A 22782-nucleotide genomic window follows, 5' to 3' on the forward strand; every position below is an offset into this window, starting at 1 on the left:
GGTTATCAACATGAATCAACAAGATCGGCTTGCGACCGTGTTTGCCAATAAGGGCAAGCGTGCCGCACTGATTCCCTACGTTACGGCTGGCGATCCCTCACCGCAGGCAACCGTTCCGCTCATGCATGCGCTGGTCGAGGCCGGGGCCGACGTCATCGAACTGGGCGTGCCGTTTTCCGACCCGATGGCCGACGGCCCGGTCGTGCAACGGGCGACCCAGCGTGCCATCGAAAAGGGGGTTGGGCTGGTGCATGTTCTGCATATGGTCCAAGAGTTCCGTCGCACCAATGCGGTTACGCCCGTAGTACTTATGGGTTACGCCAACCCCATCGAGCGTTTTGGCCAGGAAGTGTTCGCCCAGAAGGCCGCCGAAGCAGGTGTTGACGGTGTTTTGGTGGTTGACTACCCCCCCGAAGAAATGATCGATTTTGCGCGCTACCTCGAAGCCGCCGCTGTTGCCCCGATTTTTCTGCTGGCGCCTACGTCAACCGAAGATCGCGTCAAGAAGGTTGCCAAAATTGCACGCGGCTATGTGTACTATGTCTCGCTAAAGGGTGTTACCGGTTCCGGCAACCTGGACATTACCGACGTCGAGCAACGTCTGGCCGCTATTCGACAGCATCTCGATATCCCGCTGGGCGTTGGGTTTGGCATTCGCGATGCCGAAAGCGCTCGTCGGCTCGGGCAGGTCAGCGATGCGGTCATCATTGGCAGCAAACTCATCGAAACCATGGAAGAGGCTGTTGCTGGCGCATCAGCCAGTGGTCAGGATGCCGACATGGCTGCGGTACAAGCTGCAAAAGCGTGGCTCGGCGGTATTCGCCAGGCGCTTAACTAAAAACAAATATCACCAGGAAATACAACCATGAGCTGGATTGAGAAAATTCTGCCGCCGCGTATCAACAAAAACTCCGACGCCAACTCGCGGCGGGTACCCGAGGGGCTCTGGATCAAATGTCCGGGCTGCGAGTCAGTTTTGTATAAAGACGATTTGGCCGCCAGTCTTAACGTGTGTCCCAACTGCAGCCATCACATGCGGATCGGGGCTCGCGCCCGTATCAACGCATTGCTCGACACCGAGGGTCGTGTCGAAATCGGTGAAAATACCCGTCCGGTCGATCCCTTAAAGTTCAAAGACTCCCGCAAATACCCCGAGCGCGTCTCCGAGGCCACCAAATCAACGGGCGAGTCCGAGGCCATGGTGATCATGAGCGGTCGTATGCTTAACATGCCGGTGGTTTTGGCGTGTTTCGAGTTCGAGTTCATGGGCGGTTCGATGGGTTCGGTTGTTGGCGAGCGTTTTGTGCGCGGCGTTCAGGAAGCCATCAAAAATCGTTGCCCGTTTATTTGCGTTGCAGCTTCGGGCGGCGCACGTATGCAAGAAAGCTTGTTTTCGCTGATGCAGATGGCTAAAACCAACGCCATGCTTACGCGTCTTGCTGCCGAAGGTTTGCCGTTTATCAGCGTGCTTACCGACCCGACCATGGGTGGTGTTTCGGCTAGTTTTGCTTTCATGGGTGACGTCGTCGTCGCCGAGCCTAAGGCGCTTATTGGCTTTGCCGGGCCCCGGGTTATCGAGCAGACCGTTCGCGAAAAACTGCCCGAAGGTTTTCAGCGCGCCGAGTTTTTACTTGAAAAAGGCGCCATCGATTGCGTTATTGACCGCCGTGAAATGCGTAGTGAACTGGCACACATGCTGGCCTTGCTTACGCGTCAGCCTATCGACGTGGTGGGCGCCGCAGCCTAGACATAAACGCCAAGGTGTCGTGGCCTTCTTTTAAGGCCCGGCACTTTGGCCTTGTCACGCCCGTTTGCGTTCTTCGCGATGCGGTCGGCAACAGGCAGTACAGGTTTATTGTCGGCGCTTTGTCATCAATGCAAAAAAAACCCCGAAACAACGTTTCGGGGTTTTTTTACGGCTGTCGATCAGCGCTGGTGAGCAGATCAGCTGTTTTGCGTTTCCACCTGCTCGAGGGGCGCTTGTTCGACTTTAGGCGCGGGCTTGCGTGCACGACCTAGGCGTGGCGCGCTGGCGGGCACTTGAGTCGTTGGCACATCGGCGCGGGTTTCGACCAGCTGCAAGCCGGATGACGCAATGGCAGCTTGAACGCTGTCGCTGGACGAAGCTTGAGGGGCTTGCTGAGCTACTTGCGTTGCGGGTGCTGTCGCTGCCTGCTGGGTGGTAGCTACAGGCGCTGGTTCGACCGGGGTCGGCTCAGTGGATGAAGCTGGCGCAGGTACTGCATCATCGGCCTGGGTCGCTGTGGACGCTGCCGAGGCCGTTTCTGCGGCTTCGGTAGCTGCCATCGGCGCTGTTTCAATAGCATTGGAAAGCGATGGTGCAGCAACGGCGACGGCCGCTTCTGATGCAACCGCTTCTGTGGCGACAGGCGCTATGGTTGCCGGCGCTTCGGCAACCTGCGTGGTTTGAGCCGGTGTTGCCGAAGAAACGGCCTGTGCTGTGACAGCTTCGGCCGCCGCTTTGGCAGCTTCTGCCTGTTCGGCTTCGCGGGCGCTCAGGTCGACCAGTTCTTTGGCTTGGATAGTCTCAAGGTCAGCGCCGAATACGGGCTCGATGTAGGTTGCAGCGGCTACCGTTGCAGTTGCTCCGGCCTGGGGGCGTGAGGCGACCAGGGCGTTGGCTGCAATTTCGGCCGGTGCTTCGTCGTCGGCTGAATCGTCATCGGCGCTATTGTCGGCGTCTGTACCAGTTTCGTTGCGACCGGCTTCGTTGCCACGGCGACCACGGCGGCTGCGACGGCGACGGCGTTTGCGTTCGGTTTGCTCCCCTTCAGCCGCGTCGGCATCGGTATCCGATGAAATGGCTTGGTCTTCATCGGCATCGTGCATCTCGGGGGCTTCTGCGATTACCGTAGCAGCCGGAGCGGATGACGTGACAGGTGGCGTCGTCTCGGTCGTTTCGACATCGGTAGCCGTTTGGGCCGCGATATCGTCTGTTGCAACATTACCTTCGGTCGCACGATCGCGTCGGTTGCGCCCACGACCACGTCGGCCACGACGTGCGCCTGTACGCTCTTCTTGGCCTTCAACTGCAGTTGCGGGTGCCTCGGAGACGGCAACTACAGCAGCGGTTGTTTCTGCCACAGCCTTTTCACGAGGCTCTTGCGGTTGACGTGGCTTGCGCTGCTGGCCTTCGGCGACCACTTCGTCGGCGTCGCGGTTGCGTCCGCCGCGTCGGCGATTGCGATTGCGATCTTGGTTGCCTCGATTGCCGCGTTGACCGCCATTACGATTTGCCGAAGGTTTTTCTTCGGTTGCGGCTGGGGCGGTCGAGGCCTCGGTGGTTGCGCTGGCGCCTGTCAGCCAGTTCATGAAGCGCTTGAACAAGCCAGTAGCTGATGCTGCGCCTTGAGCTGCAGCGGGTGCTGCAACGGGTTCAGGTGCGGCAATAACCGGCGCAGGTTGTGCGTGCGTAATGCTTTTGACAATCGCTTCGGGGCGGGCCTTGGCTTCGGCGGCTTTGCTGGGCTGCCAGGTGACGTCGGTTTCGGGCGTCTGGACCAGGTCGAGGCTGCTGGCTGACGATTCGAGGCGTGGATCGTCGTGACGCAGGCGCTCGATGTGGTGGTGTGGCGTCTCGAGGTTTTTGTTGGGGATCAGGACCAGATTGACCTTGAGCCGGCTCTCGATCTTGGTGATGTCGTTGCGCTTTTCGTTGAGCAGGAACGTGGCCACCTCGACGGGCACCTGCGCATGCAGGGCGGCCGTGTTTTCTTTCATGGCCTCTTCTTGCAGCAGTCGCAAGACGTGCAATGCGCTGGATTCGGCGTCGCGGATGACGCCGGTGCCGTTGCAGCGCGGGCAAGTAACGTGCGAGCCTTCGTTCAGGGCAGGACGCAGCCGTTGGCGAGACAATTCCATTAAGCCGAAACGCGAAATTTTGCCCATTTGGACGCGGGCGCGATCGAAATGGAGCGCATCACGCAGGCGCTGTTCGACGGCGCGCTGGTTCTTGTTGTCTTCCATGTCGATGAAGTCGATGACGATCAAGCCGCCCAGGTCGCGCAAGCGCAACTGGCGGGCTACTTCGTCGGCCGCTTCAAGGTTGGTACGCAATGCAGTTTCTTCGATGTCGGCGCCGCGCGTTGAGCGTGCGGAGTTGACGTCGACGGCGACGAGCGCTTCGGTGTGGTCGATAACGACAGAGCCGCCCGAGGGCAACTGAACCGTGCGTGAATACGCAGTTTCGATTTGATGTTCGATTTGAAACCGCGAAAACAGGGGTATGTCGTCGCGGTACATTTTGACGCAACCGACGTTGTCGGGCATGACCACGCTCATGAAGGCGGTGGCTTGCTCGGCAATTTCTTCGGTGTCGATGAGGATTTCACCGATGTCCGGGGAGAAGTAATCGCGAATGGCCCGAATGACCAGGCTGGATTCGAGATAGATAAGAATGGGCGCAGCGTTTTCGCGTGCGGCGGTGTCGATGGCGCTCCAGAGCTGCAGCAGATAGGACAGGTCCCATTGCAGTTCTTCGACGGTTCGGCCGATGCCGGCGGTACGGGCGATGATGCTCATGCCCTGTGGGACATCGAGCTGGTCCATGGTGTCGCGCAGCTCTTGGCGGTCTTCACCCTCGACACGGCGCGACACGCCACCACCACGGGGGTTGTTAGGCATGAGCACCAGGTAACGGCCGGCCAGCGAAATAAACGTGGTCAAGGCAGCGCCTTTATTGCCGCGCTCTTCTTTCTCGACCTGAACGATCAGTTCCTGGCCTTCGGTCAGTGCGTCTTGAATACGCGCAGTGCGTACATCGACCCCTTCTTTGAAGTAACTGCGGGCAACCTCTTTGAAGGGCAGGAAGCCGTGGCGATCTTCGCCGTAGCTGACGAAGCAGGCTTCAAGGCCGGGTTCGATGCGGGTAATAACCCCTTTGTAGATGTTGCCTTTGCGCTGCTCGCGCCCGGCGGTTTCAATGTCGAGGTCAATGAGTTTTTGACCATCAACAATCGCAACGCGTAACTCTTCTTGGTGCGTTGCGTTAAATAACATGCGTTTCATGAGTGTGTTTCTCCGTAGTCATGACGCGTCTTGTCAGGACGCGCGACCTTGGACCACTCGGTGTGAGACGCTGGAATTTGCTTTAAGGGGGCCGGGCTGAACAAATGTCAGAGGGTACCCACCTTGGTCATCAGGCAGGCACAGCGTGCCATTGGGCACGAGGTTCAGTCAGCAGGGAGGTCAGGTTCACAATGGTGTGTGGTTGACGAATAGATTGCTGGGAACAGCAGGCGCAGATTTGTACTTGCGCCTGGTGCATTTAAACTTTATGACTAGACTTAGCAAAGACGACAGCGTCGCACGCGGTTGGCAAGCACCCCCGGGGTGGCAATGGGTTTTGTGCTGCACCATTGTTCCGGTGGGAGATTGCCCCGGCGACCAAATGGCCCAGAAGCTGAGTGTCAAGGCAGTACAATATGTTCTTCTATACCCACGGAGACGCATCCATTGCATCTCTACGCAGGTAGATACCCAGCTTCTACAGGCTGGCATGATTATATGCTGCTTTTCCATATGCGCAAACCCTCAGACACAAACGCTCCTGCCCCTGCTGTTCAAATGCTGCTGATCGACTCCGAACAGGTCGGCCAACGCGTTGATAATTTCCTTTTGCGTATATGTAAGGGCGTGCCCAAAAGCCACATATACAAAGCCATACGCGACGGTCAAGTACGCGTGAACAAAGGACGGATACAGTCCGACTACCGGCTTGTCGAGGGGGATACGGTTCGTGTTCCGCCTTTTCGGATGCCCGCGCCCAATGCGCCGCGGGCAGTACCGCCGTGTCAGTTTCCGGTGGTTTTCGAAGACGACGCCTTGCTGGTTATCGATAAGCCTTCAGGTGTGGCTGTGCACGGGGGCAGCGGGGTGTCGTTCGGGGTTATCGAGCAACTGCGGGCCGCGCGGCCCGATGCGCGCCTGCTTGAGTTGGCGCACCGTCTCGATCGCGAAACCTCCGGGCTGCTGATGATCGCCAAGAAGCGTTCGGCGTTGGTGGCCCTGCACGAGATGATGCGTGAGGGTAAAGGCCGTAAACGTTACTTGGCGCTGGTGTCAGGCGACTGGGTCAACGATCGGCAGCACATACGTCAGCCTCTGCTCAAGTGGTTGACCGCATCGGGCGAGCGGCGGGTGCGGGTCGACCCAGCCGGAAAACCGGCGCACACTATTATTTCGTTACAAAGGCGCTTGGGTCGTTATTCTCTGCTCGAAGCTGAACTTAGAACTGGCCGTACCCACCAAATTCGAGTGCACCTGGCATCAGCAGGCTTTCCTATTGTGGGCGACGATAAATACGGGCCCGACGAGGTTCGCGATAAGTTCACCCGTTTGGGGTTTGGTCGCATGTTTCTACATGCCTACAGGTTGGACATCCCCCACCCGCTAACCGGCGAGTTGCTGGCCCTGTCCTCGCCGTTACCCCCTGAGTGTCAGCGAATTTTGTCTTACCTGGAGCAACAGTCGTGAAGCAATATGATGCCGTGATCTTCGATTGGGACGGCACCCTGATGGATTCGACCCACGCCATTGTCAGTGCCATTCAATTGGCGTGCGCCGATATGCAACTGCCGGTGCCCGACCGCCGCCAGGCCAGCTGGGTGATCGGGTTATCTATTGAAAGTGCGCTCTATCATGTGGCGCCCGATCTCTCCGCCGATGACCTGCCGCACTTTGTCGAGCGTTACAAGCATCACTTTTTTCAGCACGACCGCGAAACGCCTTTGTTTGACGGGGTGCCTCAGCTGTTGAACGTTTTGCGTGAACAGCGGGTCAAACTGGCTGTGGCGACCGGAAAAGGTCGAACAGGGCTCGATCGGGTTCTTGCTGCTTCGCGTTTGGGCGAGTATTTTGATACTACGCGTTGTGCCGATGAATCGCATGGCAAACCCCATCCAGGCATGTTGCACGACATTATGGGATTTTTGTCGCTCGATCCCGAGCGTGTGCTGATGGTTGGCGATACAACGCACGACGTTCAAATGGCGCACAACGCCGGGGTCGACAGTATTGCTGTTAGTTACGGGGCGCACGATTTGCCCACGTTGCAATCGGCGAATCCCACGGTGCTCGTCCATAGTGTTACAGAAATGCACGACTGGCTCTCCGGCCGAGTCGTTCCAGCGATGCGGTGTGACTAGTGAAGCTCACTGCCGCGTCCTCACGAGGTAGTGATCATGTCCAAATTCAAGATTCCTGTTGTTCCTTCCAGCGAAATCACACCCGAGTCGGTATGGCGTGCTAGACGTGAATGGCTGAAAAAGGCCGGGGGCCTTGCTTTACCTGCGCTGGCGGGTTCGGCCTTGCCGGGCCTGGCTTTGGCAGCGCCGCAGTGGGGGAAGCGCAACCCCGACTATGCCGTCGACGCCGAGCTGACTTCCGAGACCGCCGTCACCACATACAATAATTTTTACGAATTCGGGACGGGTAAAGGCGACCCGGATGCGCGCGGCGGGGCCTTCAAGTCCGCGCCCTGGACACTGACTGTTGAGGGCGAAGTCTTGCGCCCCAAGACATTTGACCTCGATGCCTTGATGGCGCTGGCGCCTCTTGAAGAGCGGGTTTACCGCCTGCGTTGTGTCGAGGGGTGGTCTATGGTGATCCCCTGGAATGGTTATTCGTTGTCAGCATTGTTGAAACAGGTTGAGCCGACAGGGAATGCCAAGTATGTCGAGTTTGTGACGGTCGTTCAACCCGAGACTATGCCTGGTCTGGCCGATCGTATTATCGATTGGCCGTATGTTGAGGCTTTGCGCCTGGACGAGGCGATGAACCCGCTGTCTATGTTGGTGTTTGGGGTATACGGCAAAGCCTTGCCGACGTCGAACGGCGCGCCCGTCCGGCTGGCAGTTCCCTGGAAGTACGGATTTAAATCCGGGAAGTCTATTGTCAAGATTCGTTTGGTTGAAAAGCAGCCGGTGACCAGTTGGGTCAAGATCGCGCCTCACGAATACGGCTTTTATGCCAACGTGAACCCCGAAGTAGCCCATCCCCGCTGGAGTCAGGCGACTGAACGTCGAATTGGGGCGGGCTTCTTTGCGCCGCGCGTTCCCACGCTCATGTTTAATGGTTACGCCGACCAGGTGGCCAGCCTGTATGGCGGGATGGACCTTGCGCGCAACTACTAAACGGTTCCGCCGCGATCTTAAAAGCGCGCCGTTGTGCATAGGTGTTCCTCTGCAGTGTTCAACCTGGTACCTTGAGGGCTGAAGATGCCGCTGTCCCGTATCCTGGTGTTTTTGTTTTGCCTGTACCCGCTGGGGTTTTGGGTCGTCTTGGGCTTTGTCGATCGCCTGACGGCCAACCCGCCCGAATATCTGACCCGGTCTTCCGGAGAGTGGGCATTGGTCGGGTTGTGCCTGGTTCTGGCCGCGCCGCTGGCGCAGCGGTGGTTAGGGTGGTCCTGGCTATTGCGCCATCGTCGCATGCTGGGCCTGTTTGCCTACTTTTATGCAGTGCTGCATGTGCTGGCTTGGGCGCTGTGGGAGCAGGGGTGGTCGTTGTCGGCGATGTGGGCTGATATCGTCACCCGTCTGTTCATTACGGTCGGGGTCGTGGCTGTCGTGTTATTAACGCCTTTGGCGTTGACCTCGACCAATGCCTGGGTTCGGCGCCTGGGGCGCAACTGGCGACGGCTCCATTGGTTGGTGTACCCGGCCGTTGCGCTATCCCTCTGGCACTTCTGGTTGGTGCGTGCCGGCAAAAATGATTTTGCCGACGTATGGGTTTACATCGTCGTGTTTGTCGTGCTGCTGGCAACACGTTTTGTGGCGATAAAAACCACGGGAACCAGCCGTCGCCGGCCTTAACGTGGGTGCCGTTGCGGCTTGCCCTAGGCCAGATAAAGAAACAGTGTCGGTTGACGGTTCAGCTCGGGTTTGGGCGACGATTTCCAGTCGGCAATGGTTTTGGTCCTGATCCATTCATGGTCGGTGGATACCGAGCGCGCAACACACAGTCGTGTCGACCCCTTAAGTGTCTGGACCAGTGTTTCGAACATGGCGTCGTTACGATACGGGGTTTCGATCAGTAGTTGGGTCTGGTGTTGTTTTTGTGACTCTGATTCCCATTGCTTGAGCTGACGGGCGCGTTGCCCGGCGTCGACAGGGGCGTAACCATGAAACGCAAAGCGTTGGCCGTCGAGCCCGCTGGCCATTAACGCCAGCAAAATAGACGATGGCCCCGTCCAGGGCGCGACGCGCATGCCTATGGCATGGGCAACAGCCGCCACCTGCGCGCCGGGGTCGGCGACGGCAGGGCAGCCCGCTTCCGAGACCAGGCCAATTTCCCCATCTTCGGGCACGGCCTTGAGCCACTGGCGGATTTGATCCGCGCTGGTGTTCTTGGCCAGTGTGTGAATAGTGATGTCTTGCAGTGGGCGCTGTGTGCCCACCTGTTTCAGAAAAGCGCGTGCTGTTTTGGCGTTTTCTGCAATGTAGGTGTCGAGTCGCCCCGCCAGCGCTTGTACGTCGTTGGGTAACCAGCGTGAAGTTGGCGCTTCACCCAGGCTGACCGGGATTAGGTGCAGGGTGCGTGTTGTAGTCACAATGTGGCAGAAGTTAAAGGGTTGATGTCAAAAGAGCGTAACATGCGCGTCAGCGCAATAAGCGGCAGCCCGATAATTGCGGTGGGGTCGTCTGATTGCATGCTGTCCATCAGGGCAATGCCCAGGCCCTCGGCCTTGGCGCTACCGGCAGTGTCGTAAGGTTGTTCGTGATGCAGGTAAGTGTCGATTTCGGTGTCGGTCAGGGTTCGGAACTTACAATACGTGACGATATCTTCCAGTAAGACGCGATGGCCGTCGGTGACGCACAAGGCGCTGTGAAACTCGACAGTTTTGCCGCTAAGCAAGCGCAACTGTGCTTGGGCGTTATCGAATGAACCGGGCTTGCCGATAGGGTTGCCATCGAAGGTAGCGACCTGGTCGGCGCCAATAACAACCGACCCAGGCATCTGTTGAGCAACGGTTTGCGCTTTCACTTGAGCAAGGCGCAGGGCCAGCTCGGCGGGCGGCTCGCCTGGGTGTGGCGTTTCGTCGACGTCGGGAGAGCGCGTTTCGAAGGGTAGGGCCAGTCGGCCAAGCATTTCTTTGCGGTAGGGCGAGCTTGATGCCAGAATAAGACGCATAGTGAAGTCAGGCCTGCGAAGTGTTTGACGCTAATAGCGGTAAAGCGGTATTATCTAATGTTTTCTTGGCAGGCAAAAGTATTGGCAACAAAACTGCGGCAAAAACGGGTGCTACAAGCTGGCACCAAAGTTAATGCTGCGGCGATAAGGCCAAACGTAATTTTGTCGGCTGTTTAGGTACAGATTAATTGCCTGGTAGCCAGGGTGAACACAGCATGGTAAACACGTTAAACGCTGGCGAAGCTGGTCGGTATATCGACACCGCCGAGTTTACTCGCCTGGGTACCGAGCTTAGCGGGCGTACCAGCCTTGGGGCCTTTGGTCGGTTTGGCGAGGGTCTGCCGCAGCAGCCAGATGGCTGGGTGACGTGGTCTTTGCAAGGTGCGCGCGATTCTGGTGGCCAGTCGTTTTTATTGGTTACCCTTAAGGCGCAGCCTGTTTTGCAGTGCCAGCGCTGTCTCGAGCCCTTTGTGTTCGATGTCAATGTGAGTAACCGCGTGCAGGTTGTGTCGCGCGAATCTGACCTCGATGACGACGAAGGTGACGATGACGCTCCCGAGCGTGTGCTTGGAGGGCGTCGTTTCGATGTCTTGTCGTTTATCGAAGATGAGCTCATTCTGGCGGTGCCCTACGTGCCTCGGCACGAAATTTGTCCGTCGGCAGTGGCTGTTCCTGTAGCGCCCGAGCCTGTACCAGAAGATACCCGCCCATCACCGTTCGCGGTGCTTGAGCAGTTAAAACAGAAACACTAGTTTTGAAACCAACCCTCGAGGGTTCAATTTTGCGGTCCCTCGCTTTCAGGAGTCATCATGGCCGTTCAGCAAAACAAAAAGAGCCCGTCCAAGCGCGGTATGCATCGTTCGCACGATTTTCTTACCAACCCGCCTACCGCCATCGAGCCGACAACGGGCGAACTGCACTTGCGTCACCACATCAGCCCCAACGGCGTTTACCGTGGTCGTAAAGTGCTCAAAACCAAAAACGACGAATAAATTAAGTTGATATTTGCGATCTGTTCCAGATTGCGAGCTTAATGTCGATATCCAATATCCGAATCGCCATCGATTGCATGGGCGGTGATGTCGGTTTGCCGGTAACTGTCGCAGCCGCGTATCAGTTTGCCCAACGCTACCCCGACACCCGCTTTCTGCTCGCTGGCGATGCGTCGGCTATCCAGTCCCAGCTTGCGCACATGGGTTGTGCCCAAGCCGACTGGTACCAAATTTTGCCGGCCTCAGAAGTCGTTCTTATGGACGATCCCGTCGAGGTCGCGCTACGACGCAAGAAAGACTCCTCGATGCGGGTTGCGGTCCAGGCTGTTAAAGACGGCCTGGCTGATGCCTGTATTTCAGCGGGTAACACGGGCGCCTGGATGGCGATTTCCCGGTACGTGCTCAAAACGCTCGACGGTATCGATCGGCCTGCAATCGCCACCTCTATCCCCAATCAAAAGGGTGGGGCGACGACCATGCTCGATCTGGGTGCAAACGTCGATTGCACGGCCCAGCATTTGCTCCAGTTTGCCATTATGGGTTCTGCGCTGGTTAGTGCGCTTTACGGTCGGCCGCAGCCTACCGTCGGGTTGCTCAACATCGGCGAAGAGGTCATTAAGGGCAACGAAGTCGTCAAGCAGGCTGCCGAGCTGTTGCGTAACAGTGGGTTGAACTTCTACGGCAATGTCGAAGGCGACGATATCTGCAAAGGTACTGTCGACGTGATTGTCTGTGACGGTTTTGTGGGCAATGTCGTGCTCAAATCCATGGAGGGCCTGGCCCGCATGGTCAGTGCGATGATGCGAGCCGAATTCAAAAGCGGGCCGCTGTCTATGTTTGCCGGCTTGCTGGCGTCACCAGTGCTTAACCGCTTTCGTGGCAAAGTCGATAACCGCCGTTATAACGGTGCGGCGTTGCTCGGTTTGCGGGGCATCGTCATTAAAAGCCATGGCTCTGCCGACGTCTACGCGTTCGGGTGTGCGCTCCAGCGTGCGCGCGAGGCCGTGCACAATCGGTTGCTCGACGGTACTACAACGGCTATCCACGATTTGCGCCGTAGCCTTCAAGAAGCCGAAGCCCTTCAGCGCGCGACATCCAGCGATATTCCGGGTCGCGCTGCCTAGTATTTCCTCATGGAAGCCAATATGCCTTTTGCCAAGATTACGGGTTCGGGGGGCTATTTGCCGCCCCGCGTGGTTACCAACAACGATTTGGCCGCCGAGCTCGCGACCCGGGGGGTCGAAACCTCCGACGAGTGGATCATCGAGCGCACCGGGATTCGCCAGCGTTATTTAGCTGACGCCGACACGCGCACCAGCGCGCTGGCCACCCGTGCGGCACAAATGGCAATGGACGATGCAGGCATTTCGGCCGGCGATGTCGATCTCATTATTCTGGCAACCTCAACGCCCGATTTCATTTTTCCCAGCACCGCGTGCATTGTGCAAGCCAACCTCGGCATTCGCCGGGGCGCGGCGTTCGATGTGCAGGCCGTGTGCAGCGGGTTTGTGTATGCGTTGACTACAGCCGACGCCTTTATCAAGGCCGGGCGGGCCAAAACTGCCCTGGTTATTGGTGCCGAGGTCTTTTCAAATATTCTTGACTGGAATGACCGGAAAACTTGTGTGCTGTTTGGCGACGGCGCTGGGGCTGTTGTGCTGCAGGCCTCCGACTCCCCTGGGATCATCGGCGCCGAACTGCATGCCGACGGTAGTCAGGCCGGCATCCTCAATGCCAGCGGGAATGTCTGTGGTGGCAAAGTGGTGGGCGACCCGTTCTTGCGCATGGACGGTCAGGCGGTCTTTAAAATGGCTGTCAATGCGCTGTCGAAGTCTGCACAAGACGTATGCGTACAATCGGGTGTGCAATTGTCCGACATCGACTGGATGGTGCCCCATCAGGCCAACATCCGTATCATCAATTTTCTGGGCAAAAAACTTGGGATTGCGCCTGAAAAAGTGGTGGTTACCGTCGATCAGCACGCCAACACGTCGGCCGCCAGCGTGCCGTTGGCCCTTAATACAGCACGTCGCGACGGCCGCATCAAGTCGGGCGATCTCGTCCTGATGCAGGGCGTCGGGGGTGGGTTCACCTGGGGTTCCGTGCTGGCCCGCATGTAAAATTCCGCCCAAATATTTCAAGAACTCCGAGACAACTCACATGAAAGTCGCATTTGTATTTCCAGGCCAGGGGTCGCAGTCGGTTGGCATGATGGACGCCTGGGCGGGTAACGCCGCGGTCGAATCGGCGCTTGCCGAAGCATCCGATGCACTGGGTCAAGACCTGGCCGCGCTTATTGCGCAGGGCCCTGCCGATGCTCTTAATCTGACAACCAATACGCAGCCCGTCATGTTGGCTGCGGCTGTTGCCGTTTACCGGGCCTGGCAAGCGGCCGGCGGTATTCAACCTGCCGTTGTCGCTGGCCATAGTCTGGGCGAATATTCCGCCTTGACGGCAGCCCAGGCGTTGTCGCTGCCCGATGCCGTGCGTTTGGTGCGTGTTCGTGCCGACGCCATGCAGGCTGCAGTGCCGGTGGGTACCGGCGGCATGGCTGCCGTGCTGGGGCTTGACGACGACGTCGTTCGCGATATTTGCCAGCGCGCCGCGCAGGGCGAAGTCGTTGAAGCCGTCAACTTCAATGCCCCCGCGCAGGTCGTCATCGCCGGCCACAAGGCGGCTGTCGAACGTGCATGCGAATTGGCCCGTGAAGCGGGTGCAAAGCGCGCGCTGGTGTTGCCTGTGTCCGCACCGTTCCATTCCAGCCTGCTTCGGCCGGCGGCTCAGGTGTTGCAGTCGGCCCTTGATGGCGTCACAGTTAACGCCCCAGTCATTCCGCTTATTAATAATGTTGACGTAGCTATGCCTGCGCAGCCTGTTCAGATCAAAGACGCACTGGTTCGCCAGGCATGGCATCCCGTACGATGGGTTGAAACTGTCCAGGCGATGAAAGCTCAGGGCGTGACCCACGTTGTAGAATGCGGTCCGGGCAAAGTGCTTAACGGGCTGACCAAACGTATCGATCGCGATCTGATTGGGTTGGCCATTACTGACCCTGCTTCGCTCGAAACTGCGTTGCAGACACTACAAGGATAATCATCGTGACCCAATCACTCGAAGGCAAAGTCGCACTTGTTACCGGCGCCACACGCGGCATTGGCAAGGCCATTGCCCTTGAACTCGCAGCGCGCGGTGCCATTGTCGTTGGTACGGCAACGTCCGAATCCGGTGCTGCGTCCATTTCCGAGATGTTGTCGGCCTCGGGGGGGCGTGGTGTTGCGCTCGACGTGAACGATGTTGCGGCCTGCGACGCCTTGCTGGCCGATCTGGCCGCAGACGGCGGGCCTCATATTCTGGTCAATAACGCTGGCATTACGCGCGATACGCTGGCCATGCGCATGAAAGACGACGATTGGGCTGCCGTCATCGACACCAACCTGTCCTCTGTGTTTCGTTTGTGCCGCGGCGTCATCAAACCTATGATGAAAGCGCGTTGGGGACGCATCATTAATATTACGTCGGTCGTGGGCTCAAGTGGTAACCCGGGTCAGGCCAACTACGCGGCCGCGAAGGCGGGTGTGGCGGGTATGACTCGCGCCCTGGCACGCGAGCTGGGCAGTCGCGATATTACAGTTAACTGTGTTGCTCCCGGCTTTATCGAAACCGACATGACTCGTGCGCTCAGCGAGGCTCAAACGGCGGCTTTGCTCACGCAAATTCCGTTGGGACGGCTGGGTTCCGCGGCCGATATCGCTAATGCGGTTGGCTTTTTGGCGGCGCCCGAAGCGGGGTACATCACGGGTACCACGCTGCACGTCAACGGCGGCATGTACATGTAATTACCCGAACAGGGTAAAATCCTGTTCCTGTTAGAGGTGTTCCCTATATGACAACCCGCAGCATGCATTGCATAATGCGGCCTTAGTCCGGAAACACTGTTTTTTTTGTCATGGTCACAACGTATTTCCTAAACGTTTGGCTATAATTCGCGGGACTTTTTCCCCACTTGGAGATCTGCATGGAAAGCATCGAACAGCGCGTCAAGAAGATCGTCGCTGAACAACTTGGCGTCAACGAAGCCGAGATCAAAAACGAATCTTCCTTCCTTGACGACCTCGGTGCCGATTCACTCGACATGGTCGAGCTCGTGATGGCACTTGAAGACGAATTCGAAACTGAAATTCCAGACGAAGAAGCTGAAAAGATCACGACGGTTCAGCAAGCTGTTGACTACGTTACGTCACACAGCAAAGAATAATTTCAACGAGTCGGCAAGGTGTCGTTCAAGCGCGCATTGCCAGGGCGGTTTCTAGAAAACGTGTTGTACCGACATATCCCTACAGGGCATGTTCAGTGCTGCAATGCGTTGCCTTTAAACCGCTTTTTTATTTTTAGGAGTCATCCGTGAAGCGACGTGTCGTCATTACCGGCCTGGGCATTATTTCGCCTGTGGGTAACGATATCGATAGCGCATGGGACAACATTGTCAATGGGCGTTCCGGTATCGGCCGGGTAACGCGTTTTGATGCCTCGAACCTGAACGCGCAAATTGCTGGCGAAGTCAAAGACTTCGATATCACTCAATACATGACGGCCAAAGAAGCCAAGCAAATGGATACCTTCATCCATTATGGCGTGGCGGCCGGCGTGCAGGCCTGGCAAGATGCCGGACTCGAAGTCACCGAAGCCAATGCCGACCGCATTGGTGTCATTGTGGGTTCCGGTATCGGCGGGTTGCCCCGCATCGAAGAAACGCAAGCCGAATACCTGGCACGCGGCGCACGCCGTATCTCGCCATTTTTTGTCCCCGGCTCCCTTATCAATCTGGTGTCCGGCCAGTTGTCGATCATGCTTGGGCTCAAAGGTCCAAGTTATGCGGTCGTGTCGGCGTGCACCACAGGTTTGCATTCCATTGGCGATGCGGCCCGTCTTATCGAATACGGCGACGCCGACGTCATGGTCGCTGGCGGTGCCGAATCAACAGTATCTCCGTTGGGCATTGGTGGCTTTGCCGCCATGCGTGCGCTGTCCACTCGTAACGACGACCCCGAAACGGCTTCTCGCCCCTGGGATGTCGACCGTGACGGTTTCGTGCTGGGCGAAGGGGCGGGCGTTCTGGTCCTCGAAGAATACGAGCACGCACGCAAGCGCGGCGCGCGCATTTACGGCGAGTTCTCCGGTTACGGCATGAGCTCCGATGCGCACCACATTACATCGCCCGACAGCGACGGTCCTCGGCGTGGCATGGTCATGGCGCTGCGTAACGGCGGTATCAACCTCGACGAAATCAGCTACGTTAATGCACACGGCACCTCAACGCCGCTAGGCGACAAGAATGAAACGGTCGCACTGAAACTGGCTTTCGGTGATCACGCCAAGAAGCTGGTCGTCAACTCCACCAAGTCCATGACGGGTCATTTGCTCGGGGCCGCAGGTGGTATCGAGGCCGTGTTCACGACGCTGGCTGTGTATAACCAGGTTTCGCCACCCACAATCAACATCTTCAATCAAGATCCGGAATGTGATCTCGATTACTGCGCCAATCAGGCTCGCCCGATGCGTATCGATGTTGCGTTGTCCAATTCGTTCGGGTTTGGCGGCACTAACGGGTCCATGATTGTTCGCCGCGTCTAACGTCTTTATGGCCCAAGGCCCGCTGTCATGGCGGGTCCGGCCTTCGGCCGGGCTATTGTCGTTCGCTGCGCTCATGATCGGGACAGCCACAATGGCGTTGGGGCTTGTGCATTGGGCCTTGATGTCTCTTGTGGCTGTTTTTTTACTGGTCTGGCGGCGTACGCGGGCAGCACATGCCTTGCTAGCCCGAGGCCAGCTGGCTTACACGCCTGCTGGGTGGTCTTATCAGGCGGGCGCTGGCGCACCTTGCGCTTTGTCATTGTCCCGTGCTTGGCTTGGGCCCGCTTTTTTAACGCTGGGCTTTCACGGCCTGTCGCCTACTGGGCCGTCACAGGCCCTCGAAATCACCCTGTTCAAGGCTACTTTGGGGCCGCATTCGTGGCAACGCTTATGTCTGCTGGTCGCCCAAGATCTTCAGTTTTCTGAACCCAGGAGTTCTGTGTGAGCGAGCGAGATGTCGATGCCGATCTTGTCGCCCGTGTGCAACGGGGCGATAAACGTGCGTTTGATCTGCTGGTCCTGAAATATCAACGCAAAATCATGCGTTTGTTGTCGCGCATGGTTCGCGAACCCTCCGAAGTCGAAGACGTTACCCAAGAAGCATTTATCAAGGCTTATCGGGCCTTACCGCAGTTTCGTGGGGACAGCGCTTTCTATACTTGGTTGTATCGTATTGCTATTAATACGGCGCGTAACTGGCAGGCCGCCAATCACCGGCGTCCAATGGGGTCGAGCATAGTCGAAACCGAAGACAATGAAACTTTTGACCAAATCGACAACCTAACCGATATCAGTACGCCAGAATCTTTAATGGCTAGTCGTCAGGTGGTCGATACAGTTAACGCCGCCATCGACACGCTACCCGAAGATCTGCGTAAGGCAATTGTGCTTCGCGAGATTGAAGGCATGACGTACGAAGACATTGCCCAAACCATGAATTGTCCGATAGGTACGGTGCGTTCGCGTATTTTCCGCGCTCGCGAAGCAATCGCGGCGCAATTGCGCCCCGTTCTAGAGGCCGGCGGCGACCGGCAACGGTGGTAAGGAGTTGAATATGCAAGTTCAGACGCGCTCTGATAACGAAACAGTCTGGGAAGAGAGTATTTCGGCCTGGGTAGACGGCGAGGGCGAAATTCGTCCCGATGATATCGATACCCCTTATGGCCGTCAGGTTTGGGATACCTATCATCTCATCGGCGATGTCATGCGAAGCAAAGAGCTTGCCGTACAGCCGTCCGATCTCTTCTATGCGCGGCTGTCAAAGGCTATCGACGAAGAGCCGCCTATTGTCGCGTCGCGTCGTAAAGTCTCGGGCGCTCGTCTGGGTTTGTCGGGTTTTGCGGTGGCTGCAGCCGTTGCGACCGTCGTCTGGGTCACCATCCCTTATTTCGTTGGTCAGCAGCCGGCTACGTCGGTGCCTGCGGCGACTGTGCTGGCTTCTACCGACGACGGCAGTCTGGGCGACTACGTCGATGCACACAGGCAGTTCGCGGGTGTCAATCCTATTCGTCAGGTGTCGTTCGACGGGGGGGCTCACTCCCGATGACTGCGTGCATGATGCGACATCCCGTTCATTGGTTAAGGGCTTTTTCTGTAGTGTTGGCTAGCTTTTGCATGGTCGGGGTTGCTGCAGCTCAGTCGACACCAGCCAGCACAGACGAAGTCATCGCGTTGCTTAAGCAAGCCCAAGAGGCTGCCCGAACCACCGACTACGCGGGCGTATTTACCTATCAAGATAATGGTGCGATGCAGTCGTCACGTATCACGCATGTGGTCGACGGCACGGGTGAGCGCGAACGTCTTGAGGTGCTCGACGGCAAGCCGCGCGAGTTCATTCGTCATAACGATACCCTGTATTGTCTTATTCCCGAAAAGCAATTGGTACTCGTCGAAGAGGCGCGTACCGATCGTTTCCCCGGGATGTTCTTGGGCGACACCGGTCATCTTATGGGGCACTACGACTTCATGCGCGATGCCCTTCCCAGTCGGGTTGCTGGCCGCGATTGCACGGTTGTGCACGTTAATCCCAAAACGCCCGATCGCTATGGGTATAAATTTTGCGTCGATCGTGAAACTAATTTACTCGTCAAGGCTCAAACGGTAAACGGCTTGACGATTGTGGATGAAATTGCATTCACCATGCTGCAGGTGGGCGAAAAAGTATCTTCCGAACACTTGCATTCTTCCTGGAACACGGGCAACTGGAAACAGGTTGAAATCGCCACGCACAATATCGATGCGTCCCAGTTGGGGTGGCGGATCCACACCCCTCCGGGATTTCAGTTTGCCACCCAGATTTCCCGTCCAATGAAGTCCGGCGAAGCAGTAAAGCATTTGGTGTTGTCCGATGGCCTGGCTGCAATTTCGGTCTTCATCGAGCCGTTCGAAGCTGCACGTACAACACGCAGTCTGTCAAAAGGCGCACGTAAAAACGGGGCTATCAATGTTTTTGCTACCCGTATCGGCGATTACTGGCTGACCGCATTGGGTGCAGTACCCGTTGCCACTTTGCAAGCCGTCGCCGAGCAAACACAGTTTATTGCGCCGGCCGGCGGGCAACAATAAATCAAACTTCAAAGGAGTTTCCATGATCCGTTCAACTACTGCCGACAGTTCGTTGAAGCGATTCGTGTTTGCTGCAGCAACCGCTTGCGTTGTTGCATTTGCAGGTCATGCCGTTCAGGCGCAAGCGCAGGCGCAATCCAATGTGCCGGTGCTGTCCGTTCCAGATTTCACCGAGGTCGTCGCCAAGTCCGAGGGCTCGGTCGTTAATATCCGCACTACAGAAAACGTAGCGGTGCGTTCTTCGCCGATGGGGCCCGGTAACGACCCCTACGAAATGTTCCGCTGGTTTTTTGGCCCTGACGTCGCTCCTCCGGGTGGCGGCCGGCAGCGCAATGCGCCCGCACCTGCACCCGAAGGGCAGCAGCGCGAGGTGCCGCGTGGCGTAGGTTCCGGGTTCATTATTTCCCAAGATGGTTATATTCTGACCAATACGCACGTAGTTGAAGGCGCCAACGGTATTTTTGTAACCATGACCGATGGCAAAGAATACAAGGCCAAAGTCGTCGGTACCGATGCACGCACCGATGTGGCCCTGATCAAAATCGAAGCCACCGGCCTGAAGCCATTGCCTATCGGCGACTCTAAAACCCTGCGCAAAGGTCAGTGGGTGTTGGCCATTGGTTCGCCGTTTGGCCTCGAATCGACAGTAACATCGGGTATTGTCAGCGCGATTAACCGCGATACTGGCGATTACTTGCCCTTTATTCAAACCGACGTTGCCGTCAACCCCGGTAACTCAGGTGGGCCGTTGCTCGACCTGGCCGGTAATGTCGTTGGCATCAACTCTCAAATTGTTTCGCAAAGCGGCGGCTTTATGGGGATCTCCCTGGCCATTCCTATCGACGAGGCCATGCGCATTGTCGAGCAACTCAAAGCCGATGGCAAAGTCACGCGTGGCCGCATTGGTGTACAAATTGGCCCGGTCTCCGAAGAGGTTGCCAAAGCCATTGGCCTGCCTAAAGCCGAAGGCGCAATGGTCAGCAATGTTGAAGAGGGAGGCCCTGCCGCCGAGGCGGGTGTCCAGCCTGGCGACGTCATCACACGTTTCGAGTCTACGCCAATCACGCAGTGGTCTGACCTGCCGCGTGTCGTCGGTAGCATCAAACCGGGCACACGCGCCAACATGCAGGTATGGCGCAAAGGTAAAGAAGTCACATTGCGTGTGAAGGTTGGCGAATTCGAAGCCGAAGCGCCAGCACCCGATCAGGCGGCCGCCAAGTCCGATGCCGTTGCTGCTGACGCGCTAGGTCTGAAAGTCACTGCCGTCCCGGCCAATGTCAAAGAACGAGAGAAAGTACGTTCGGGTGTACTGGTTACCGACGCAAGTGGTCCTGCTGCTGCTTCCGGCATTGCCCCAGGAGACGTCATTCTTACCCTCAACGACGCCGACGTCAAAGATCCAGAGCAGTTTGCCAAACTGGTGTCTGGGCTCGATAAATCGCGTGCTGCGGCGTTGTTGGTCCAGCGTGGCGGGCAATCGCAGTGGGTGGTTGTGACCCCGGCAAAATAAAGCGCATAAAACAGCTAAAATGCGTTAGTGGTACCCAGAGGGGCGCAACATGCGCTCCTCTTTTACTTATTATTTCTTCAAACCTTTGCCTCAAGGCAACTTCACTTTCTGCTGGTTTATGGATCACATCCGCAACTTTTCAATTATCGCCCACATCGATCACGGCAAATCCACTCTGGCCGACCGCCTGATCCAGCGTTGCGGGGGGCTCCAAGACCGCGAAATGTCTCAGCAAGTGCTCGACTCAATGGATATCGAGCGCGAGCGTGGGATCACCATCAAGGCTCAGACGGCATCGTTGCAGTACAAGGCGCAAGACGGCAAGGTCTATGCCCTGAACCTCATCGACACCCCGGGCCACGTCGACTTTTCCTACGAGGTCAGCCGCTCCCTGTCGGCGTGCGAGGGTGCGCTGCTGGTCGTCGACGCGTCTCAGGGCGTCGAGGCGCAAACGGTGGCCAATTGCTACACGGCGATCGAGCTTGGCGTCGAGGTCTTGCCCGTTTTGAATAAAATGGATCTTCCTTCGGCCGACCCTGAATCGGCCCGTCAAGAGATCGAAGACGTCATTGGTATCGACGCGTCTGAAGCCGTATTGGCCAGCGCTAAAACCGGCGTGGGGATCGACGAAATTCTTGAAATGGTTGTGGCCAAGGTGCCGCCGCCAAAAGGTAGCGCGTCCGAACCTCTACAGGCACTGATTGTCGATTCTTGGTTCGACAATTACGTGGGCGTGGTCATGCTGGTGCGTATCATCAACGGGGTGCTGCGCCCGAAAGACAAAATTTTGCTCATGGCCAGCGGCGCCACCCATTTGTGTGAGCAGGTGGGTGTCTTTACGCCTAAATCGTTGCCCCGTACCGAGCTTTCGGCGGGCGAAGTGGGCTTTGTCATTGCTGGCATCAAGCAGCTCGAAGACGCCAAGGTGGGCGATACCGTCACGCTGGCTGGCCGTCCGGCTGCGTCACCGTTACCGGGTTTCAAAGAGGTCAAGCCTCAGGTTTTCGCGGGGCTTTACCCTGTCGAAAGCAGTGAATACGACCAATTGCGTGACTCCCTCGAAAAGCTCAAGCTGAACGATTCGGCCCTGATGTTCGAGCCTGAAGTGTCGCAAGCCTTGGGCTTTGGTTTCCGATGCGGCTTTTTGGGCATGTTGCACATGGAAATCGTGCAAGAGCGCCTCGAACGCGAGTTCGACATGGACATCATCACCACCGCGCCGTCGGTGGTTTACGAGGTCGAGCAGCGCGACGGTTCAGTCACCATGATCGAAAGTCCGTCGCGTATGCCCGAGGTCGGCAGCATTGCCGAAATCCGCGAGCCTATCGTCAAAGTCACTTTGTTCATGCCGCAAGACTATGTTGGTCCGGTCATGACGCTGTGCAACAACAAGCGGGGTATGCAGCTCGACATGACCTACCATGGTCGGCAGGTGCATCTGACATACGAAATTCCGTTGGCTGAAATCGTGCTCGATTTCTTCGATCGTCTTAAATCGGTATCACGCGGCTATGCCTCTATGGATTACGAGTTCAAAGAGTACCGGGCGTCCGATGTCGTGCGTGTCGATTTGCTGATCAACGGCGACCGGGTAGATGCCTTGTCCATGATGGTTCACCGCAGTAATGCGCGTTATCGCGGCCGTGAGGTCTGCAGCAAAATGCGCGGCCTGATCCCGCGGCAAATGTTCGACATCGCTATTCAGGCGGCCATTGGCTCCGAAATCATCGCCCGGGAAAGCGTCAAGGCGCTCCGTAAGAACGTGCTGGCCAAGTGTTACGGCGGCGATATCTCGCGTAAAAAGAAATTGCTCGAGAAGCAGAAGGCTGGCAAGAAACGAATGAAGCAGGTGGGCAACGTAGAAATCCCGCAAGAGGCCTTCCTGGCCATCCTTCAAGTCGAAGACAAATAATGAACGCAAGGGTAGCAGGT

The 22782-nt window shown here is 57.2% G+C and carries 23 protein-coding genes; 20 read left to right on the forward strand and 3 right to left on the reverse strand.

Annotated features, from left to right (window positions below; all coding sequences use genetic code 11):
- Nucleotides 1-10 precede the first annotated feature (10 nt).
- A complete protein-coding gene (gene trpA / locus CHR62_RS11390; protein WP_093969081.1) occupies nt 11-838 on the forward strand; it encodes a tryptophan synthase subunit alpha in 828 nt (275 codons plus the stop codon).
- A 27-nt stretch (nt 839-865) separates the two neighbouring features.
- Nucleotides 866-1747, forward strand: a complete 882-nt coding sequence (gene accD / locus CHR62_RS11395) for an acetyl-CoA carboxylase, carboxyltransferase subunit beta (RefSeq protein WP_093969080.1) — start codon at nt 866-868, stop codon at nt 1745-1747.
- A 197-nt stretch (nt 1748-1944) separates the two neighbouring features.
- On the opposite strand, the gene CHR62_RS11400 is transcribed toward accD, so the two are convergent.
- Nucleotides 1945-5028, reverse strand: coding sequence for an Rne/Rng family ribonuclease (locus CHR62_RS11400; protein WP_123661017.1), 3084 nt, complete (start codon nt 5026-5028; stop codon nt 1945-1947).
- A gap of 498 nt (nt 5029-5526) precedes the next feature.
- Here CHR62_RS11400 and CHR62_RS11405 point away from each other — a divergent pair, with 498 nt between their 5' ends.
- The 4 genes from CHR62_RS11405 to CHR62_RS11420 all read left to right on the forward strand — a co-directional run bounded on the left by CHR62_RS11405 (nt 5527) and on the right by CHR62_RS11420 (nt 8834).
- Nucleotides 5527-6495 carry an RluA family pseudouridine synthase gene (locus tag CHR62_RS11405; protein WP_199722932.1) on the forward strand — a complete coding sequence of 323 codons (969 nt, stop codon included), beginning with the start codon at nt 5527-5529 and terminating at the stop codon, nt 6493-6495.
- Nucleotides 6492-7166, forward strand: coding sequence for an HAD-IA family hydrolase (locus tag CHR62_RS11410; RefSeq protein ID WP_093969078.1), 675 nt, complete (start codon nt 6492-6494; stop codon nt 7164-7166). The genes CHR62_RS11405 and CHR62_RS11410 overlap by 4 nt, the downstream gene beginning before the upstream one ends.
- A gap of 36 nt (nt 7167-7202) precedes the next feature.
- Nucleotides 7203-8153 (forward strand): protein-methionine-sulfoxide reductase catalytic subunit MsrP, encoded by a 951-nt coding sequence (gene msrP / locus CHR62_RS11415; RefSeq protein ID WP_123661018.1) that lies wholly within the window; start codon nt 7203-7205, stop codon nt 8151-8153.
- Nucleotides 8154-8237: 84 nt separating this feature from the next.
- Nucleotides 8238-8834: a sulfite oxidase heme-binding subunit YedZ gene (locus CHR62_RS11420; protein WP_123661019.1), complete on the forward strand. Its 597-nt coding sequence runs from the start codon at nt 8238-8240 to the stop codon at nt 8832-8834.
- Between the two features lie 23 nt (nt 8835-8857).
- Here the strand turns inward: CHR62_RS11420 and CHR62_RS11425 are convergent, their stop codons facing one another.
- Both CHR62_RS11425 and CHR62_RS11430 read right to left on the reverse strand, forming a co-directional pair.
- Nucleotides 8858-9571 carry an SAM-dependent methyltransferase gene (locus CHR62_RS11425; RefSeq protein ID WP_123661020.1) on the reverse strand — a complete coding sequence of 238 codons (714 nt, stop codon included), beginning with the start codon at nt 9569-9571 and terminating at the stop codon, nt 8858-8860.
- Nucleotides 9568-10152 carry a Maf-like protein gene (locus CHR62_RS11430; protein ID WP_093969074.1) on the reverse strand — a complete coding sequence of 195 codons (585 nt, stop codon included), beginning with the start codon at nt 10150-10152 and terminating at the stop codon, nt 9568-9570. The genes CHR62_RS11425 and CHR62_RS11430 overlap by 4 nt, the downstream gene beginning before the upstream one ends.
- Nucleotides 10153-10367: 215 nt before the next feature.
- Here CHR62_RS11430 and CHR62_RS11435 point away from each other — a divergent pair, with 215 nt between their 5' ends.
- From CHR62_RS11435 to lepA, 14 genes are all read left to right on the forward strand, one after another.
- Complete coding sequence (locus CHR62_RS11435; RefSeq protein WP_123661021.1) at nt 10368-10904, forward strand: DUF177 domain-containing protein; 537 nt, start codon at nt 10368-10370, stop codon at nt 10902-10904.
- A gap of 57 nt (nt 10905-10961) precedes the next feature.
- On the forward strand, nt 10962-11144 hold the full coding sequence (gene rpmF / locus CHR62_RS11440; RefSeq protein WP_093969072.1) for a 50S ribosomal protein L32: 183 nt from the start codon (nt 10962-10964) through the stop codon (nt 11142-11144).
- Nucleotides 11145-11185: 41 nt separating this feature from the next.
- Nucleotides 11186-12268, forward strand: a complete 1083-nt coding sequence (gene plsX / locus CHR62_RS11445; RefSeq protein ID WP_093969071.1) for a phosphate acyltransferase PlsX — start codon at nt 11186-11188, stop codon at nt 12266-12268.
- 9 nt (nt 12269-12277) lie between these two features.
- Complete coding sequence (locus tag CHR62_RS11450; protein ID WP_093969070.1) at nt 12278-13264, forward strand: beta-ketoacyl-ACP synthase III; 987 nt, start codon at nt 12278-12280, stop codon at nt 13262-13264.
- Nucleotides 13265-13304: 40 nt separating this feature from the next.
- Complete coding sequence (gene fabD / locus CHR62_RS11455; protein WP_123661022.1) at nt 13305-14237, forward strand: ACP S-malonyltransferase; 933 nt, start codon at nt 13305-13307, stop codon at nt 14235-14237.
- A 5-nt stretch (nt 14238-14242) separates the two neighbouring features.
- Nucleotides 14243-14980 carry a 3-oxoacyl-ACP reductase FabG gene (fabG, locus tag CHR62_RS11460; protein WP_370318059.1) on the forward strand — a complete coding sequence of 246 codons (738 nt, stop codon included), beginning with the start codon at nt 14243-14245 and terminating at the stop codon, nt 14978-14980.
- Nucleotides 14981-15159: 179 nt separating this feature from the next.
- Nucleotides 15160-15399, forward strand: coding sequence for an acyl carrier protein (acpP, locus tag CHR62_RS11465; protein WP_093969067.1), 240 nt, complete (start codon nt 15160-15162; stop codon nt 15397-15399).
- 146 nt (nt 15400-15545) lie between these two features.
- Nucleotides 15546-16775, forward strand: a complete 1230-nt coding sequence (fabF, locus tag CHR62_RS11470) for a beta-ketoacyl-ACP synthase II (protein ID WP_093969066.1) — start codon at nt 15546-15548, stop codon at nt 16773-16775.
- Nucleotides 16759-17220, forward strand: a complete 462-nt coding sequence (locus CHR62_RS11475) for a protein YgfX (RefSeq protein WP_123661023.1) — start codon at nt 16759-16761, stop codon at nt 17218-17220. The genes fabF and CHR62_RS11475 overlap by 17 nt, the downstream gene beginning before the upstream one ends.
- Nucleotides 17217-17819, forward strand: coding sequence for an RNA polymerase sigma factor RpoE (gene rpoE / locus CHR62_RS11480; RefSeq protein WP_123661024.1), 603 nt, complete (start codon nt 17217-17219; stop codon nt 17817-17819). Before CHR62_RS11475 ends, rpoE begins: the two co-directional genes overlap by 4 nt.
- A 10-nt stretch (nt 17820-17829) precedes the next feature.
- Nucleotides 17830-18321 carry a sigma-E factor negative regulatory protein gene (locus CHR62_RS11485; RefSeq protein ID WP_123661025.1) on the forward strand — a complete coding sequence of 164 codons (492 nt, stop codon included), beginning with the start codon at nt 17830-17832 and terminating at the stop codon, nt 18319-18321.
- Between the two features lie 8 nt (nt 18322-18329).
- On the forward strand, nt 18330-19340 hold the full coding sequence (locus CHR62_RS11490; protein ID WP_158213989.1) for a MucB/RseB C-terminal domain-containing protein: 1011 nt from the start codon (nt 18330-18332) through the stop codon (nt 19338-19340).
- Nucleotides 19341-19365: 25 nt separating this feature from the next.
- Nucleotides 19366-20850, forward strand: a complete 1485-nt coding sequence (locus tag CHR62_RS11495; RefSeq protein ID WP_370318061.1) for a Do family serine endopeptidase — start codon at nt 19366-19368, stop codon at nt 20848-20850.
- Between the two features lie 118 nt (nt 20851-20968).
- Nucleotides 20969-22762: a translation elongation factor 4 gene (gene lepA / locus CHR62_RS11500; protein ID WP_093969552.1), complete on the forward strand. Its 1794-nt coding sequence runs from the start codon at nt 20969-20971 to the stop codon at nt 22760-22762.
- The last annotated feature ends 20 nt before the right edge of the window (nt 22763-22782 follow it).

It is taken from the genome of Pusillimonas sp. NJUB218 (assembly GCF_003788685.1).
In the GTDB taxonomy this organism is placed as follows: Bacteria; Pseudomonadota; Gammaproteobacteria; order Burkholderiales; family Burkholderiaceae_B; genus Neopusillimonas.